Raw genomic sequence first — 17,115 nt, 5'->3', positions numbered from 1 at the left:
GCCGTGCCGCCGCCGTTCAGGTGGTGACGGTCTGCCGGTGGGCCGCCGCGTACGCCATCGCGTGCCGGACGACGCCGATGAGCACCTCCTTGACCGACTCGCGGTCCCGGGCGTCGCAGAGCACGATCGGTACGTCCGGGTCGAGGTCGAGGGCCTTGCGGACGGACTCCACCGGGTACCGGGCCGCGTCCTCGAAGCAGTTGACGCCGACGAGGAAGGGTATGGAACGCCGCTCGAAGTAGTCGACGGCGGCGAAGCAGTCCTCCAGGCGGCGTGTGTCGGCGAGTACGACGGCTCCCAGCGCGCCCTCGGCCAGCTCGTCCCACATGAACCAGAACCGTTCCTGGCCGGGCGTGCCGAACAGGTACAGCACCAGGTCCTCGCGCAGGGTGATGCGGCCGAAGTCCATCGCGACGGTGGTGGTGTGCTTGCCCTCGACGCCGGAGGTGTCGTCGACCGGTCGCCCGGCCTCGGTGAGCAGTTCCTCGGTGCGCAACGGCCGGATCTCGCTGACCGCGCCGACCAGGGTCGTCTTGCCCACGCCGAAGCCGCCGGCCACGAGGATCTTGAGCGTGACGGGCTCGACCGGGGGCTTGCCACGCTCAGATCGCCCGAAGATCATCGAATTCTTCTCCTGCTTGATGGGGTCGTTGATAGGTCATTGACGGGGCCGGGTGACGGGCGTCCGTACCCGCCGCCGCCCGGGGTTTCGACGACGAGCACGTCGTCGGGGCCGACGTCCGCGGCATCGCTGCCGCCGAGTTCGGTGACCGTGCCGTCGGCCCGCTCCACCCGGTTGGCGCCGAGCGCGCCGGGTTCGCCCCCGGCCATGCCGTACGGCGGCACGCGGCGGTGCTGGGAGAGGGTGGAGACGGTCATGGGTTCGAGGAAGCGGACGCGGCGGACCGCGCCGTCCCCGCCGTGCCAGCGGCCCGCGCCGCCGCTGCCCGCGCGTACGGCGAACTCGTCGAGGCGGACGGGCAGCCGCCACTCCAGGACCTCCGGGTCGGTGAGCCGGGAGTTGGTCATGTGGGTCTGTACGACGCACGCGCCGTGGAAGCCGTCACCGGCTCCGGAACCGGAGGCGACGGTCTCGTAGTACTGGTGGCGTTCGTTGCCGAAGGTGACGTTGTTCATGGTCCCGGAGCCCTCGGCCTGGACGCCGAGCGCCGCGTAGAGGGCGCCGGTGATGGCCTGGGAGGTCTCGACGTTGCCCGCGACGACGGCGGCCGGCGGCTCGGGGGCGAGCATCGAACCGGGCGGCACAACGATGTCGAGCGGGCGCAGGCAGCCGTCGTTGAGCGGGATGTCGTCGGCGACGAGGGTGCGGAAGACGTACAGCACGGCCGCGTTGACGACGGCGAACGGGGCGTTGAAGTTGGTGGCGAGCTGGGCCGAGGTGCCGGTGAAGTCGACGGTCGCACGCCGGTTGGCGCGGTCCACGCGCACGCGTACCCGGATGACCGCCCCGGAGTCGGTCTTGTAGGCGTACGCGCCGTCGTCGAGGGCGTCGACCACCCGGCGGACCGCTTCCTCCGCGTTGTCCTGGACGTGCCGCATGTAGGCCTGGACGACGTCCAGGCCGAACTCCTCGATCATCCGGCCGACCTCGTCGACACCCTTGCGGTTGGCGGCGATCTGGGCGCGCAGGTCGGCGAGGTTGGTGGGGATGTTGCGGCTGGGGTAGCGGGCCCCGGCGAGCAGCTGGTGCGTCTCGGCCTCCCGGAACCGGCCGTTCTCGGCGAGCAGCCAGTTGTCGAAGAGGACGCCCTCCTCCTCGATGGTGCGGCTGTTCGCCGGCATCGAGCCCGGCGCGATGCCGCCGATCTCGGCGTGGTGGCCGCGGGAGGCGACGTAGAAGAGGATCCGGTCACCCTCCGTGGCGAAGACCGGTGTGATCACGGTGACGTCGGGCAGGTGGGTGCCGCCGTGGTAGGGGTCGTTGACGGCGTAGGTGTCGCCGGGGCGCATCGAGGTGCCGCGGCTGCGGATGACCTCTTTCACGCTGGTGCCCATGGAGCCCAGGTGGACGGGGATGTGCGGGGCGTTGGCCACCAGGTTCCCGTCCGGGTCGAACAGGGCGCAGGAGAAGTCGAGGCGCTCCTTGATGTTGACGGACTGGGCCGTCGACTCCAGGCGGGCGCCCATCTGTTCGGCGATCGACATGAAGAGGTTGTTGAAGACCTCGAGCAGGACCGGGTCCGCTTTCGTGTCGAGATCGGAACTCTGCGTGACCGTCGCGCGTTCCATGACCAGATGCCCGTCGCCGGTCGCCGCGGCCCGCCAGCCGTCGTCGACGACGGTCGTGGCACTGGCCTCGGTGATGATCGCCGGGCCGGTGACGGCTTCGCCGGGGGGCAGGGCCTCACGGCGGTGCAGGGGTACGTCGCGCCAGGCGCCGCCGGTGTGGAGGCAGACGGTCTCCGGGGCGGCGGGAGTGCCCTCGTAGGGGGCGAGGGCGGAGAGATCGGGGGGTTGGGTGATGCCGGTGGCTTCCACGGAGAGGGCTTCGACGACGACCGGGCGGTCGAGCGTGAAGGAGTACGTGGCGCGATGACGTTCTTCGAAGGCGTGTTTCATCGCCGCGGGCTCGGTGAGTTCGACGGTGAGGGTGGTGTCGGTGCCGTCGTAGCGGAGCTGGGCGCGGCGGGTGACTTCGACGCGGTCCTCGGGGACGTCCTCGGCGAGGAGTTCGGCGCGGGCCGCGGCCTCCAGGTCGTCGGCGGTCTTGCGGATGCCGGCCATGGCGGCGGGTTCCAGGGGGGCCTCGACGGACTGTTCGCGCATGGCCGTGGTGTCGGCGAGCCCGATGCCGAGCGCGGACAGGACCCCGGCCATGGGTGGCACCAGGACGGTGCGGATGCCGAGCGAGTCGGCGACCATGCACGCGTGCTGTCCGCCGGCCCCGCCGAAGGTGGTGAGGGCGTAGCGGGTGACGTCGTGGCCCTTCTGGACGGAGATCCGCTTCACGGCGTTGGCGATGTTGGCGACGGCGATGCTCAGGTAGCCCTCGGCGACCTGTTCGGGGGTGCGGTCGTCGCCGGTCCGCTCGCGGATCTCCCGGGCGAGCTCGGTGAAGCGGTCGCGGACCAGGCCGGCGTCGAGCGGCTGGTCCCCGCTCGGCCCGAACACCTGGGGGAAGTGGGCCGGCTGGATCCGGCCGAGCATGACGTTGGCGTCGGTGACGGCCAGCGGTCCGCCGCCCCGGTAGCAGGCCGGGCCGGGGTCGGCACCCGCCGAGTCCGGGCCGACGCGGTAGCGGGCGCCGTCGAAGTGCAGCACCGAGCCGCCGCCCGCGGCGACGGTGTGGATGTCCAGCATGGGGGCGCGCAGCCGGACGCCCGCGATCTGCGTGGTGAAGACCCGTTCGTAGCCGCCCGCGAAGTGGGAGACGTCGGTGGAGGTGCCGCCCATGTCGAAGCCGATGACCCGGTCGAAGCCGGCCAGCTGCGACATCCGGGCCATGCCGACGATCCCGCCGGCCGGACCGGAGAGCACGGCGTCCTTCCCGCGGAACTGCCCGGCCTCGGCGAGCCCGCCGTTGGACTGCATGAACATCAGCCGGACGCCTTCGAGTTCGTCGGCGACATGGCGGACGTAGCGGCGCAGCACGGGCGACAGGTAGGCGTCGACGACGGCGGTGTCGCCGCGCGGGACCAGCTTCATCAGGGGGCTGACCTCGCTGGACAGCGAGATCTGCGGGAAGCCGGTGCGGGCGGCCAGCTCGCCGATCGCCTGCTCGTGGGCGGGATACAGGTGACTGTGCATGCAGACGACGGCGACCGCGCGGATCCCGTCGTCGTACGCCTGCTGGAGCGGGCCTGCCAGGGCGTCCAGGTCGGGTGCGCGCAGCACTGTGCCGTCGGCGGCGATCCGCTCGTCGGCTTCGACGACCCGTTCGTACAGCAGCTCGGGCAGGTCGATGCGGCGGGCGAAGATGCGGGGGCGGTTCTGGTAGGCGATGCGCAGTGCGTCACGGAAGCCGCGGGTGATGACGAGGAGGGTGCGCTCGCCCTTGCGTTCGAGCAGGGCGTTGGTGGCGACCGTGGTGCCCATCCGGACGGCGTCGACGGAGGCGCCGGAGCCCTCCAGGAGCTCGCGTACGGCGGCCACGGCGGCGTCGGCGTAGCGCGCCGGGTTGTCCGAGAGCAGCTTGTGGGTGAGCAGCCGGCCGTCCGGGCGCCGCGCGACGACGTCGGTGAACGTACCGCCACGGTCGACCCAGAACTGCCAGCCTGTCACGTCACTACTCCGCTTCCGCGCCGGTCACAGCGCCCGGAGGCCGTTGATCACGTCGCGCAGAATACTCTCGTCCACCAGCTCGGCCGGGGGTACCGGCCGGTTGACGTGGACGAGTTCCCCGTCGACGAGGTCGCCGACCAGGACCCGGACCACTCCGACGGGGAGGTCGAGTTCCGAGGCCAGCTCGGCGACCGACTGCGGTGCGTCACGGCAGAGCTCGACGATGTCCACGTGTTCCGGGGACAGCGTCCGGTCGTCGTCCGGGTCGTCCACGTGCGGCTCCGTGACGACCACCGCGATCAGGTCGAGCCGGTGCTGGGCCGCACTGGTGGTGCGGCCCCGTGTCATCGCGTACGGACGGACGACCGGTCCGGCCTCGTCGTCGAACCAGTGACTTCTTCCCTGACCGTCTCCGCTCATGTCATCCCACTACCCGCCCGAGGGCAGATCGGTGCGCGGAGCGGACCCCAGATGTACGCCGACCCTCTTGACCAGGAGAGTCATCTCGTACGCGACCTGGCCGACGTCGGAGTCCGCGTCGGAGAGGACGGCGAGGCAGCTGCCGTCACCGGCGGCCGTGACGAACAGGAAGGCGTCGTCGAGCTCGACGACGGTCTGCCGGACACTGCCCGCCTCGAAGTGCCGGCCGACGCCCTTGGCGAGGCTGTGGAAGCCGGAGGCCACGGCGGCCAGGTGCTCGCTGTCCTCTCTGGTGAGGTCCTTGGACACCCCGGTGGGCAGGCCGTCGCCGGAGAGGACGACGGCCTTGCGGATGCTGGCGACCCGGTCCACGAGATCGTCCAGCAGCCAGTTCAGCTCGCCCTTGTTCGTCGCCGTGTGGCCGGTCGCCTTCGGATCGGTCATCGACCGTCCCCCTTAGTCGTTCCTTGTGCTGTGCTGTCCCGGGAGCCCTCGCCCTCGGCGTTCTCCGCACGGCCGCGCTGCCAGCCGCGCTGGAGCGAGCCCATGCGGCTGCGGACCTCGTCGGCGTCGCGCTCGACGGGTTCCGGCTCGCGCGCGGTGGGTGATGCGGGTTCCTGTCGCAGCTGTGGGGCCAGGTTGGCCTGCCGTACCCGCCTGGGCAGCGGCCGGGTGCCGGACGCGGCCTCCGGTGGTGTGCTGCCGGGGGGCGGGACGGAGTCGTCGGTGCCGCTGCCGGGGGTGTCCGCGGAGCGATGGGTGCGCCGGGGCAGGGCGGGGGGCCCGGGGGGTTCGTCCGGGCCGCCGGCCCGGGGTGCCGTGCGCTCCTCGACGCGGTCGGCCGGGCCGACGGTGCGGTGCGAGGACGAGTCGGTGCGGCGGCGGGAGGGCAGTGGGGCGAGTCCGCCGGGTTCGGGGCCGCCCTGGTCGCCCGGGGCGCGCTCGTCCGGGCCGACGCGACGCGAGCGCTGCTCGGTGACCGGCCTGCCGTGCGAGCTGACCAGCTTGGGCGTCCGCCGTACGGGCAGTGGCACGGGGCCGCCGGGGTGCTCCTCGCCGAAGCGCTCGGCGGTCTCGCGGCCCGGGTGGCGGAGTTCCGTCACGGCCGGCGTGGGGTCGTCCGCGGCGTCGGCGAGGGAGCGGCGGGGGCGGAACAGGCCGCCGCGCTCGCTGTCGTCGTCGGTGAGGGCGCCCGGGAAGTCGTCCAGCGCGTCCAGGTCGACGGGTGCCTCCAGCTCGACCGGGCCGTCCAGCAGTGCGGCCGGCAGGCCGGGCCGCTGCCCGGACACCTGGGCCAGGGAGCCTGCGCGGCTCTCGTCGGGCTCGGCCTCCCTGGCCGGGCGGCCGCGGTCGAGACGGAAGCCGACGCCGTTGGTGTCGGGGACGTCGTCGGTGAGCAGGACGTCGGGGATGAAGACGACGGCGGTGGTGCCGCCGTAGGGCGACGGCTGGAGCGAGACGCGGACGTTCTGGCGCTGGGCGAGGCGGCTGACCACGAACAGGCCGAGCCGGTCGGTGTCGGAGAGCTCGAACTCGGGTGTCTCGGCGAGCCGCAGGTTGGCGTCCAGGAGCGCCTCGGCCGCCATGCCGAGACCCCGGTCGTGGATCTCCAGGGTGAAGCCGTTGGCGACGCGCTCGCCGAGGACCTGCACGGCGGTGTGCGGCGGCGAGAACACCGTGGCGTTCTCGAGGAGTTCGGCCACGAGGTGGGTGAGGTCGGCGACGGCGGGTCCGGTGACGGCGACGCGGGGCAGCCGGCGGACCTCGATGCGTTCGTAGTCCTCGACCTCGGCCACGGCGGCGCGCACCACGTCCATGAGCTGGACGGGCCGGCGCCACTGCCGTGAGGGCGCGGCGCCGGAGAGGATGACCAGTCCCTCGGCGTGCCGGCGCATACGGGTGGTGAGGTGGTCGAGGCGGAAGAGGTCGGCGAGTTCGTCGGTGTCCTCGGTCCTGCGTTCCATGGAGTCGAGCAGGGTGAGCTGCTTGTGCAGCAGGACCTGGCTGCGGCGGGCGAGGTTGACGAAGACCTCGGAGACACCGGCGCGTAGTTCGGCCTGCTTGACGGCAGCCTCCACGGCGGCGCGCTGCAGGGTGTTGAGGGCCTGGCCGACCTCGCCGATCTCGTTCCTGTCGTACTCCAGGCGCGGGACCTCGGTCTCCACGTCGACCTGTTCGCCCGCGGACAGCCTGCGCATCACGCTCGGCAGCCGGACCCCGGACGCCTCGTGCGCCTCCTGGCCGAGCAGCCGCAGGTCGCGGATGAGGCTGCGGCCGACCCGGACCGAGACGACCAGCGAGAACAGTACGGCGACCACACCGAGGACGCCGACGACGGCCGCCTGGACGATCACGGTGACGGAGACGGGCCGGACGCGGTCCTGGAAGCGGTCGCCGACCTGGTCGTCGAGGGTGCGCAGTTCGCCGAGCACCGTGCCGGCGGTGGCGTCCCAGCTCTTGGCGCCGACGTCGTTCGGCATGCCGGACCCGGCGGCGAGGACGGACTTCTCGGCGGCCAGCAGCGGGGCGGTGGTGGCGCTCCTCCAGAAGCGGTCGAAGCGGTCGCGTTCGCCGGCCGGCAGCAGCGGGAGGCTGATGTCGTAGAGGAGGGTGCGCTGGGCGATGAGGTCGGAGATCTCGCGGGTCTCCTCCCGGGAGACCTTCCCGACCACCAGAGCGGAGCCCAGCAGGGCGTCCTCGCGGGAGACGAGCTCCCGGGCGCGGGTGATGTTGACGAGGGCGCGGGCCTGCTTGTCCATCTCGACGTCGTCGATGCCGTCGAGGGAGCCGAGCAGCGCGTAGCAGGGGTCGACGACGGCGTTGTAGAGGCCGAAGGCCTGGGCGCGGTCCACGGTGCCCTGCTCGACGCTGCGGCGCAGGGGGGCGATGCCGTCGAGACCGTCGAGTTCCGCGGTGAGGCGGTCGTTGTCCTCGGCGTCCAGGCCGTCGCGTACGCGCTGTTCCCGGGCGTTCCGGCGGAGCTCGGCCACGGTCTCGTCGGTGGCGGCGCGCGTGCGGTTCAGGGCGCTGAGCGCGTCGGAGGCGCGCGGGTCGGCGAGATAGACCAGGGTCTGCCGGCGTTCCTGCTGGAGAGCGCGGACCGCGTCCTCGGTGGGGTAGCCGAGGTCCTCGACGATCGCCGACACGTGGAACAGGTGAGTGACCTCGCGTCCCGTGAGCACGGCCGCGAATCCCCAGACGGCCGTCAGGGACACCAGCGGCACGAGAAGCAGCGCCACGATCTTCCGGCGGATCGACTTCCCGCGAAAGCGCATGGCCTCCCCCAGCTCGACCCCCGCCGGCCGGGGGTACACGTGTACGTCAACAAACGGCGCGAGCCTACTACCGTCACAGGGATAACTCGAAGAACTGTCCGGACGGTGAACTTCCGCCTGGGTGTGCGGACATGACGGACAGGAAGGACGAGTTGTCCGGGCATTGCGGGAGATTGCCACCGCGATCGCGTCGACTTCACGCGAGTAGGGCGGGAACGGCACGAAGGATCAGTTGGCCGGAATTTTTCCCTGGTCGGGAATCATCGGGCGAGTTCGTTCGTCCTTGTAGACGGGTGATGAGTGCGGATTCGGCCACAGGAGCCGCATCTCTGATCCGGGCGGCGTAAAACAGCGCAAGCCGGGCAGCCACTGGGGAGCCGGGGTCGTCGGACACCGGTGCGAGGGCTTGCCGGCGGTGGGGAGTGACACGTTGATGGGGACGGCTGAGCGGCGCCTGGCGCCCGAGGACGGCGCGGCCACGCACTTGACGGTGCGGCAACAGCAGGCGCAGTACCGGACGTTGTGGGTCGAGGAGCCTGCCAAGCGGTACCGGATGCCGGACCCGGTGCGGACGGCGGCGGTGCGGTCGGTGATCATCATCTCTGTCACGCTGATCCTGGCCATGGTGGCGTTCTTCTGCACGATGGCGGAGTCCTGGCTGGCGTTCCCGATGGTGATCAGCAGCGTGGTGAGCACGGTGGTGGCCACCTGGAGCGCGGTCGACGTCCTGGTGACCCGTCAGGTGTGGAACCAGCGCTACGGCGTGGTCTCGGAGCCGAGCAGCACGGCCCGCAGCCTCCGCCGCGAGCGGCGTACGGCCCGGCGGCAGCAGCGGGCCGCCGCGCGCGAACAGGAGCGGATACGGCGGCGGGGCGGCCAGAGCCAGACCGGACAGCTGACGCACCCCTGACACACCCCTGACGCACCTCCCGAGACCGCCGTGCCCGGTGCCGTGGGGGGGGCGACCGTCCGTCAGGCCGACGGCTTCCTGAACATCCGCGTGGCGGTGATCTCGCTGCGCACGGCCTCTCCCGCCTGCGGCTGCTGCGGCAGCCCTGGCCGGAGATGTTCCTCCACACTGATGTACTTGAGGCCGGCCCGTAGGTCGGCGTCGTTCCGCAACCGGATGACCAGGGGGAACTCGGCAAGCGCCGTGGTGTCGAACAGCCCGGTCGTGTAGAGCAGTTGCACGCCCAGCGCGTCCGACACGGCCCGCTGGAGCTCCAGCAGGTACGTCGCGTTGGCCCGCCCGATGGGATTGTCGAGGAACAGCGTTCCCGCGTGCCGGTGCTTGTCCCGTCCCCGGTCGTTGGAGCGCAGTGCGGCCATCGTGCAGTACAGGGCGATGGCCGCGGTCAGCAGCTGTCCACCGGAGAACACGTCCCCCATCTGCCCCACCGGTACCCGCTCGGCGCGCAGTACCGCGTCCGGCTTGAGGATCTCGACGGCGACGCCCTTCGGCTGCAGGGCGGCCGCGACTCCCCTCAGCAGCAGGGACATTCCGTCCCGTCGGAGATCGGAGTTCTTCTTCACGGCGGCGCGGGTCGCGTCGTCGACGACCTCGCCGAGCCGCTCGGTGAGCGTGGCCTGGTCGGGCTCCTCGAAGCGGATGCGGAGGAACTCCTGCCCGGACCACTCGCCGAGTCCCTCGGGCAGCCGGGAGAGCCGCTGGGCGGAGCGCAGGGTCGCCAGCGCGGACTCGACGAGCCCCCGCAGCCGGTCCACGATCGAGTCCCGGTTCCGCTCCAGCTGGGCCAGCTCGTCGGTCAGCACCCGCAGCCGCGGCGCGAAGGCGTCCGCCCACTTCTGGGCGTGCTCGGGCAGCGCGGCGGCGGGGAGCTCCCGGATCTGCTGGCGTGCGGGCGTCCGCACCGCCTCGTACCGGGTGGCGTTGGCGTGCCGTACGAGGACGTCGCTCGCCTCGCGGACGGCGGACTCGGCGGCAGACAGGTCACCCGCGCAGCCGCGCAGCGACCTGCGGGCCTCGGCGGCGGACTGCCGGGCCTCCTCCAGGCTGCCGGGATACGGCTCGGGCTCCTCCTGCTCCTCCTCGGCGGTGTGCTCGCGCAGCAGGTCGCGGAGCATGGCGGCGATCTCCTCGAAGCCGCCCGCCGCGTCCTCGGCCGCGCGGTGCGTGTCCAGCAACTCGGCGTGCGCCTCCCGGGCCTGGGCCAGCGCCTCGGTGCGTGCGGCCAGTTCGGCCGTCGCCGTGCGCAGCAGCGCCTGGGCGTGCTCGGCGTCGCGTGGCCGGAGCTCCTCGGGCAGTTCGGTGTGCGCGTCGCCGTCCGCGGGGGCGTGCCGCTCGGCCTCGCCGCGGAGCCGCCCGAGCTGCTCGCTCGCGGTGGACATGCGGGTCTCCAGAAGCTGCACCAGTTCCTCCGCGCGGGCGGCGGCGGCCTGCCGGGAGGGCCCGTCGGAGCCGTCGGGCGACAGCAGCAGCTGCTCGGCGCGGGTGCGGACCTTGTTGGTCAGCCGTTCCAGTTCCGCGAGCGCGGCGCTCTCGTCGCTCTCCGCACGGGCCTGCTCGGCCCGCAGGTCGGCGCCGACACCGACCTTCTCGTACACCTGCGAGGCGGCCCGGTAGGCCTCGCGCAGGGCGGCCAACGGGGACGAGGAGCCGGGGGCGTCCTCTTCGCTCTCGGGCATGTCGTCGGGGGCGCCGGCGATCTCGGACCGCTCGGCGCGCAGCGTACGGGCGGTGCGGCGGGCGTCGTCGGCGGCGCGCTGGGCGGCACGCCGGTCCTCGTCGGCGACCCTGGCGCGCTCCAGACAGGACTGGGCGCGGGCCTCCGACTCGGTGGCCTCGTCGGCGAGTTCACGGAGCCTGACCTGCCAGCCGGCCCGCTCGCGCAGCCGGAACGCGAGGCCGGCGAGCGCGTCGGCGGCGCGCCGGGCCCGCTGGGCGGCCTCCTGGCGCTCGTCGCGCAGCTGCGCGGCCTCGGCGGCGACCTCCTCGGCCTCCGCCCGCACGGTCCGGGCCTCGGCCAGCTCGGCCTCGGACTCCTCCGCGAACACCCGCGCGTCCCGGGCCTCCTGCGCCAGCTCCACGAGCCGTCCGGCCGGGCAGCCGGTGCGCCAGGAGGCGAGCCGCGCGGCCAGCTCGCGGTCCTTGCCGAGCCGGGCGGCAAGGGTGCGGATCTCCTCGTCCCGCTCGGTGGCCCGCGCGCGCAGCGCCTGCCGCTCCTCGTCGGCGGCGTGCTCGTCGTGCATGGCCGGGTTCGGCGGCACGAGGAACACGTCGCCCGGAACGGCGTCGGCGGCCGGGGTCGGTGCGAGCAGGGCGGCGGCGGTGCCGACGGCAACGGCGGAGCGGGGCAGCAGGGCCGCCTCGCTGAGCGCCTCGCGGGCGCGGGCGTGCGTGTCGGGGTCGGTGATGACCACGCCGTCGACGAGTTCGGGGCGGGCGGCCAGCACGCGCGCGTGGTCGGCGGGGTCGACGGCCTGGGCGAGGTAGCGCCAGCCGGGCAGGGCCGGGATGCCGTGCTCGCCGAGGAACTCGACGGTGGCCAGCACGTCGGGGCCCGGCGGCAGCAGCCCGCCGTCGCCGAGGGCGCCGAGGATCCGGGAGTCGTCGGCGGCGGCGGTCCGCAGGTCGAACAGCTGCCGCTCGGCGGATCCGACGGCGTCGTCGAGCAGCTCCCGCAACTCGTCCGCGAACCGGTCGAGTTCCTCGGGCACGAGGGCCGCGGGGGTGTCGCCGCCGCCCTCGTGCCGGGGCCGCGGAAGGGCGGTGCGGGAGCCTGTGAGGCCCAGCAGTTCGGTGAGCCGCTCCTCCGCCGCGAGGGTCTCGGCCAGGCGTTTCTCGGCGTCGTACGTCCGCTCGGCAGCGGTCGCCGCGTCCGCGGCACGGGCGGCGGTGAGTTCGGCGCGGGACTCGGCGGAGGCCGCCTCGCGCGCGTGCTCGCCCGCTCGGTGGGAGGCCTCACGGGCGGTGTCCCAGGCGGCCACGGCCGTCTTCTCGGCGTCGCTCGCCGCGAGGGCGGCTCTTGCCGGGTCGGCGTCCGGGGCGCTGTCGTCGAGCCAGCCCGCGCGGACCGCCTCGGCGGTCTCCTGCTCGACCTCGCCGAGCCGCTGCCTGAGGTGCCCGGTCTCGCTGCGGGCGCGCTGTGCCTCGGTGGCCGCGGAGGTCGAGTCCCGGTACGCGCTGTCGCCGACTTCCTGGAGTGCGGCGGACCGCTCCTCCTCCTCGTTGGCGAGGGTCTCCGCGCTCTCGGCGGCCCCGTGCAGGGCCCGGACGAGTGCGACGGCGGCCTTGGCGCGGGCGGCGAGGGCGGGGGCCGCGTCCCGCTCGGCCTCCTGGATGGCGGCGGCCACGCGCGCGACGCGGTCGGCGGCCGCGCGGTGGCGCAGCACGGCCTCGGCGGCCTGCCAGGCCGCGTGCAGGGTGCGGGCGTCGGCCAGCTCGCGCTTCTGCGCGGCGGCGGACTTCTCGCCGACGGCGAGCGCCAGGGAGGCGTGCCGGTAGGCGAGTTCGGCGGCGATCAGCGCACTGCGCTCGCGAGCTCCGTCGGAGTGCGTGACGGCGTAGGCGGCGGCCGTGACCCGCTGGGCGAGGTCGGCGGCGCGCACCCGCTCCTGCACGCCCCGTGCGGACAACCGGCGGGCCAGTGTCCGCGTACGGCGTTCGGCGCCCGCGTGGATGTCACGCGCGCGTCCCCGTGCCTCCGCGGCCTCCACGATCCGCCCCAGGAGGTCCACCGACCCGGCGGTGAAGTCCCGTTCGGCGATCAGCTCGGCGCGCCGTCCGAGCTTGTTGCCGAAGCCGCCGACCAGGTCGGCGAGTCCGTCGGTGTCCCGGGTGTCGGTCACGGCCCGCAGCAGCAGGTCGGTGAAGTCGGAGTCCTTCTTCACCGCGAACAGGCCCGCGGCCTCGCCCTCGTCGGCGTTCATCTCGCGCTGGTAGCGGAAGAGTTCCGGGTCGAGGCCCAGGTCACCGAGGTGCTCGATCCAGCGGTCGTGGATCTCCTCCCAGTACACGTCCAGGTGCGGGTAGGCCTTGCCGGCCTCGGTGATGGCGTCCCGGAAGCCCTTCATGGTGCGCCGCCGCCCCTGCGCCCCGGAGGTGCCTTCCACGGGCTGCTGCCGTACGGCGGTGGACTCGGCGACCGGCAGACTGTCCAGCGAGAGTCCCGGGCCGGGCCGGAACGAGTACCAGGCTTCGGCGAACTTCCGCGGGTCGTTGGAGACCTGCCGCCCCCGCCACTCGCTCGCCTTGCCGACGACCACGCACTCGCCGGTGAGTGTGTGCTGCCACTCCAGGGCGACGTGTCCGCAGTCGTCGGCGAGCAGGAACTTGCGCAGCACACCCGAGCTCGCGCCACCGAGGGTGTTGCGGTGACCCGGCAGCATCACCGAGAAGATCAGCTTGAGCAGCACCGACTTGCCGCCGCCGTTCTCCAGGAAGAGCACGCCCGCGGGCGCGGGGCGGCGCGGCGGGCCGACCGGCTCCTCCTCGAAGAACTCCGCCTGCGTCGGCGCGGGGTCGGGCACGGGCTCGCCGACACCCCGCAGGTCCAGCACGGTGTCGGCGTAGCGCGCACCGGCCGGCCCGATGGAGTAGAGGCGGACCCGGGACAGCTCGTACATGGCGGACTCTCGTAAGACGTGGGAAGAGGGTGGTGACGGCTCGGAAAGGGCTTCGGGAACGGCTCAGGAGTGGAACGGCAGACCCGCGTCGGCGACCAGGTCCAGATCCTCGGTGGCGTCGGCGGGCAGCAGGCTGGCCGTGCCGTCGGTGACCGGGACGACGCCGAGCTCCAGCAGCTCGGCCATGGCGGCGCTGCCGGCCATGTCCCGCACCTGGAGCTGGTAGCGGGCCGTCGTGCGGTACGTGCCGCCCTGGTCGTCGCCGGTGCGCTGGAGGAACCCGGAGTCGGTGAGGAAGACGACCGCCTTGCCGATGATGCCGGTGGTGGAACCGGCCAGCCGGCGGGCGTCCTTGGTGGCGCCGGTCGCGCTGCGTCTGGCCCAGATCCGCCAGGCGGCCTCCAGGCCGGGCGCGTCGGTGGCCGGGTCGGTGTTCTCCCCCGCCTCCTCGGCCCGCTCCTCCAGCCGCCGGCAGGCCTGCCGGACGAAGGCGTCGACGCCGTTGACGGTGATCCGCCCGATGTAGCCGTCGTCGGCCAGGTCCTCGGGGCGGGGGAACGCCAGCGCGGCGACGGCGAGATGGGCGAGGCCGTGCAGGAAGCGGTCGCTGCCGTCCGCCGACGTACGACGCGCGTAGTCGCCCATGCGAACGGCGAACACCGAGTCCTCGGCGGCCGTCACGGCCATCCCCGCCCGGGGCGACACCTCGAGCACCACCAGCCCCAGCCCGGCGGCAACGGCATCGGCGAGCCGCGCGAACGGTGGGTCCTCCCGGTAGCGCCGCAGCAGCTCCGTGTACTCCTGGTCACGCGCGGGCTGCAGCTTGGGCTGCAGCCCGAAGGCGACGAGCCGAGCCGCGTCGGCGGCGTCGGCGGGCGTGACGGCAGCGTTGGCCGGCGCAGCAGATGCGTCTGCCTCGACGTACTCGTTCACGACTACAACTCCTCGATCTTGAAAACAGAGGGCTGCGCAAGCGCCCCTTCAGGGGCGCTGGGGGTGCCCCCGGCCGAAGGCTGGGGGAGGAACCGCGCATCAGCCCCCACCGGCCCGCACCCGGCACTCGGCATCACGCGGCCTCGGTCCGGTCCGCAGCCATCCCCACCGCATCCAGCAGAGCGGTCCCCACGATCAGGTCGGCACCACCGAAGCCGGCGTCGTCCAGCTCCGTACCGTCGTCCACCGCGAACAACAGCTTCTCCTCGCCCTGCCGGTAGGCCGAGCCCACGGCCGGGCTGGCGGCGTGCACCGCCAGCAACGCGACGAGATAGGCCAGGTCCTCGCCGCCCACGCGCCGCGCCTCCGCCAGCAGCCCCGACAGTCTCCGCGGCGCGTCGGCCGGAAGGTCCAGCAACCGCATGGCGTCGGCCAGCTGCTCCTCGCTGAACCGGCTGTCGTCCGGCGTGGCGATGAGGTCCGGCTCCGGCATCTCCGCGCCCAGGTGCTCGCGCTCCACCGGCGGCGTCAGCAGTATGTCGACGAGGTCGCCGACCCGCACCGACACCGGTGTCCGCAGCCCGGTCCCGCGTGCGAAGAACGCCCCCGTGACGCGGCTCGCCTGCTCCAGCGGCAGCGGCAGCAACGGCGCGAGGAGGTGCCCGTACAGGTCCGTCCCCGACGTCGTCATGGGCGTCGCGAACGCCTGCCGGTCCTGCTCCGCACGGAACAGCGGCCCCGCCTCCAGCAGTCGCGACTGCAACTGGGTGTGCCGCCGGATGCAGTCCTTGACGATGTCGACGAGCTCGGCGGCGCGCCGCTTGTTCTCGGGCTCCTCGGTCTCGTCGCGGGCCTTGCGGATGTTGGTGAGGATCGCGTTCTCGTGCCGGTAGCGGTCGGCGACGTGGTCCAGGGCCTCGGCGATCATGTCGGGGACGGCGTTGAGCCAGTCCACCGCGCGGACGTTGCGCCGGGTGGCCTCCAGGGCCCGGCGCAGGCTCTCCGAGTACTGGACGGTCCGGTAGCGGGCCTGCTCCGCGGCGAGCTGGGCGTCGGCGAGCCGGCCGCGGTTGACCAGCACCTCCAGCTTGACCTCGGCGGCGATCTGGGCGCTGGTGACGTCCGTGTCGAGGGCGCCGACGAGGACGTTGACCGCCTCGTCGGTGGTACGGAGGTACACCGTGCCCTCCGGTCCCGGCACCTCCTCGATGAGCTTGAAGTCGTAGTCCCGGCGGACGTACGACCCGTCCGGCGCGAAGGTGCCGTACACCGCGCGGAAGCCGCGGTCGACGCTGCCGACGTTGATCAGGTTCTCCAGGACCCAGCGGGCCACGCGCTCGTGCTCGGCGACGGGGCGGTGCGGGGTCTGGGCGGAGATGCGCGGGATCAGCCGGGCGACGATCTGCTCGTGGTCCGCGCCGGTGTCGAAGTCCATGTTGAGGGTGACCAGGTCGATGGCGGAGAGGGCCACCTCGGCCATGCCGTACACCGAGTACTCGCCGGCCAGGTTCGCCTTGCGTGCGTCGAGGTCGTGCAGCGGCGCCGTGCAGGCGAGCGCGCGCAGCCGCCGCGCCAGGCCCTCGTCGGCGGCCGGGCCCGGTGCGGGGCGCGGCCCCGCACTGAGCTGGGGCGGCACGCTGTCCGTCGATGCAGGCGAAGTCACGGTGCACAGACTAGGTCCTGGGTCTGACATCGGCCCAAACGACGCGGAGCGGCTACGCCGGGAGCACCGGGTAACCGCAGGTGGTGCGTCAGAGTGCGGGTCGTCCGTGGCTGGTCGCGCAGTTCCTCCCCCAGCCTTCGGCCGGGGGCACCCCCAGCGCCCCTTTCGGGGCGCTTCAGTGCGGGGCGTTTCACGGGGTGCTGTCGACGCGGCGGCGGTAGACCTCGACCACCCGTTCCAGGGAGTCCGTGAGGTATGTCTCCAGCAGGCGCTCCGCGGCGCGCCTGTCGCCGCGCTCCAGCGACTCCAGGATCTCGCGGTTGCGGGCCAGGTACGGCTCGTGCAGGGCGTGGGGGTCGTCGACCACGTGGAAGGCGAGGCGGAGTTCCGCGAAGACGCTGCGCATCAGTTCGTCGGTGCGTTCGCTGCCGGCCAGGGCGACCAGTTCCCGGTGGAAGTGGATATTGGCCGTACCCACCGATTTCCAGTCATCCGCCGTGGCCGCCGACTGCCCCTCGACGACCGCCGCCGACAGGCTCTCCAGGGCGTACGGCGGGTCGCCGAGGCCGCGGACGACGGCGCACTCGACGAGGACGCGGGTGCGGTAGATGTCCTCGACGTCCTCCACGGTGAGAACCCGGACGAAGACGCCCCGGTTGAGTTCGTGGACCAGCAGGCGTTCGTGCGTGAGCAGCCGGAACGCCTCGCGCAGGGTGTTGCGGGAGACCCCGAGCGCGCCGCCGATGCCGTCCTCCGACAGGCGGGTGCCTGGCGGGAAGTAGCCGTCGGCGATGCGGCTCCTGAGGATGTCGGAGACCCGTTCCGCGGTGCTGGTCCGCCCGAGGAGGGCGCGGTCGTCGGCCAGTCCCGTCAGCTGCTCTGCCATGCCCGGAATTCAACCGCAGACACAGGAACGAAACAACACGGGTATTGAAGGATCGTTGAACGATCCTCTACGGTGCTCATCACGCTCACCTTGGTACGGCCGTTGACACG

At 73.0% G+C, this 17,115-nt stretch carries 9 protein-coding genes and 1 pseudogene; 1 reads left to right on the top strand and 9 read right to left on the bottom strand.

The window, feature by feature from the left end:
• Nucleotides 1-16 precede the first annotated feature (16 nt).
• The 5 genes and pseudogenes from ACIQVL_RS25170 to ACIQVL_RS25150 all read right to left on the bottom strand — a co-directional run bounded on the left by ACIQVL_RS25170 (nt 17) and on the right by ACIQVL_RS25150 (nt 7,937).
• Nucleotides 17-622, bottom strand: a complete 606-nt coding sequence (locus tag ACIQVL_RS25170; protein WP_403429774.1) for a GTP-binding protein — start codon at nt 620-622, stop codon at nt 17-19.
• Nucleotides 603-4,242, bottom strand: a pseudogene (locus ACIQVL_RS25165) (hydantoinase B/oxoprolinase family protein). Before ACIQVL_RS25165 ends, ACIQVL_RS25170 begins: the two are co-directional and overlap by 20 nt.
• 24 nt (nt 4,243-4,266) lie before the next feature.
• The gene (locus ACIQVL_RS25160) at nt 4,267-4,662 is read right to left on the bottom strand and encodes a DUF742 domain-containing protein (protein ID WP_366353410.1); all 396 of its coding nucleotides are present in this window, start codon (nt 4,660-4,662) and stop codon (nt 4,267-4,269) included.
• A 9-nt stretch (nt 4,663-4,671) separates the two neighbouring features.
• The gene (locus tag ACIQVL_RS25155) at nt 4,672-5,106 is read right to left on the bottom strand and encodes a roadblock/LC7 domain-containing protein (RefSeq protein ID WP_293993347.1); all 435 of its coding nucleotides are present in this window, start codon (nt 5,104-5,106) and stop codon (nt 4,672-4,674) included.
• Nucleotides 5,103-7,937, bottom strand: coding sequence for a nitrate- and nitrite sensing domain-containing protein (locus ACIQVL_RS25150; protein WP_403476393.1), 2,835 nt, complete (start codon nt 7,935-7,937; stop codon nt 5,103-5,105). The genes ACIQVL_RS25155 and ACIQVL_RS25150 overlap by 4 nt, the downstream gene beginning before the upstream one ends.
• 433 nt (nt 7,938-8,370) lie before the next feature.
• Between ACIQVL_RS25150 and ACIQVL_RS25145 the strand changes: the two genes are divergently transcribed.
• Nucleotides 8,371-8,847, top strand: coding sequence for a hypothetical protein (locus ACIQVL_RS25145; protein ID WP_403429771.1), 477 nt, complete (start codon nt 8,371-8,373; stop codon nt 8,845-8,847).
• Nucleotides 8,848-8,909: 62 nt separating this feature from the next.
• Here ACIQVL_RS25145 and ACIQVL_RS25140 read toward each other — a convergent pair whose 3' ends face one another.
• The 4 genes from ACIQVL_RS25140 to ACIQVL_RS25125 all read right to left on the bottom strand — a co-directional run bounded on the left by ACIQVL_RS25140 (nt 8,910) and on the right by ACIQVL_RS25125 (nt 17,005).
• Complete coding sequence (locus ACIQVL_RS25140) at nt 8,910-13,523, bottom strand: hypothetical protein (RefSeq protein WP_403476392.1); 4,614 nt, start codon at nt 13,521-13,523, stop codon at nt 8,910-8,912.
• Between the two features lie 63 nt (nt 13,524-13,586).
• The gene (locus ACIQVL_RS25135) at nt 13,587-14,456 is read right to left on the bottom strand and encodes a hypothetical protein (RefSeq protein WP_403429768.1); all 870 of its coding nucleotides are present in this window, start codon (nt 14,454-14,456) and stop codon (nt 13,587-13,589) included.
• Between the two features lie 133 nt (nt 14,457-14,589).
• Complete coding sequence (locus ACIQVL_RS25130; RefSeq protein WP_403476391.1) at nt 14,590-16,119, bottom strand: hypothetical protein; 1,530 nt, start codon at nt 16,117-16,119, stop codon at nt 14,590-14,592.
• A gap of 190 nt (nt 16,120-16,309) precedes the next feature.
• Nucleotides 16,310-17,005, bottom strand: coding sequence for a GntR family transcriptional regulator (locus tag ACIQVL_RS25125; RefSeq protein WP_403429764.1), 696 nt, complete (start codon nt 17,003-17,005; stop codon nt 16,310-16,312).
• Nucleotides 17,006-17,115 lie beyond the last annotated feature (110 nt).

Source organism: Streptomyces sp. NPDC090499 (assembly GCF_044769305.1).
GTDB lineage: Bacteria > Actinomycetota > Actinomycetes > Streptomycetales > Streptomycetaceae > Streptomyces.
This window is presented reverse-complemented; position numbering and strand designations above follow the sequence as displayed.

Coding starts and splice junctions, on each gene's coding strand:
- ACIQVL_RS25170 (WP_403429774.1), bottom strand. CDS start 622: ATGATCTTCGGGCGATCTGAGCGTGGCAAGCCCCCGGTCGAGCCCGTC.
- ACIQVL_RS25160 (WP_366353410.1), bottom strand. CDS start 4,662: ATGAGCGGAGACGGTCAGGGAAGAAGTCACTGGTTCGACGACGAGGCC.
- ACIQVL_RS25155 (WP_293993347.1), bottom strand. CDS start 5,106: ATGACCGATCCGAAGGCGACCGGCCACACGGCGACGAACAAGGGCGAG.
- ACIQVL_RS25150 (WP_403476393.1), bottom strand. CDS start 7,937: ATGCGCTTTCGCGGGAAGTCGATCCGCCGGAAGATCGTGGCGCTGCTT.
- ACIQVL_RS25145 (WP_403429771.1), top strand. CDS start 8,371: ATGGGGACGGCTGAGCGGCGCCTGGCGCCCGAGGACGGCGCGGCCACG.
- ACIQVL_RS25140 (WP_403476392.1), bottom strand. CDS start 13,523: ATGTACGAGCTGTCCCGGGTCCGCCTCTACTCCATCGGGCCGGCCGGT.
- ACIQVL_RS25125 (WP_403429764.1), bottom strand. CDS start 17,005: ATGGCAGAGCAGCTGACGGGACTGGCCGACGACCGCGCCCTCCTCGGG.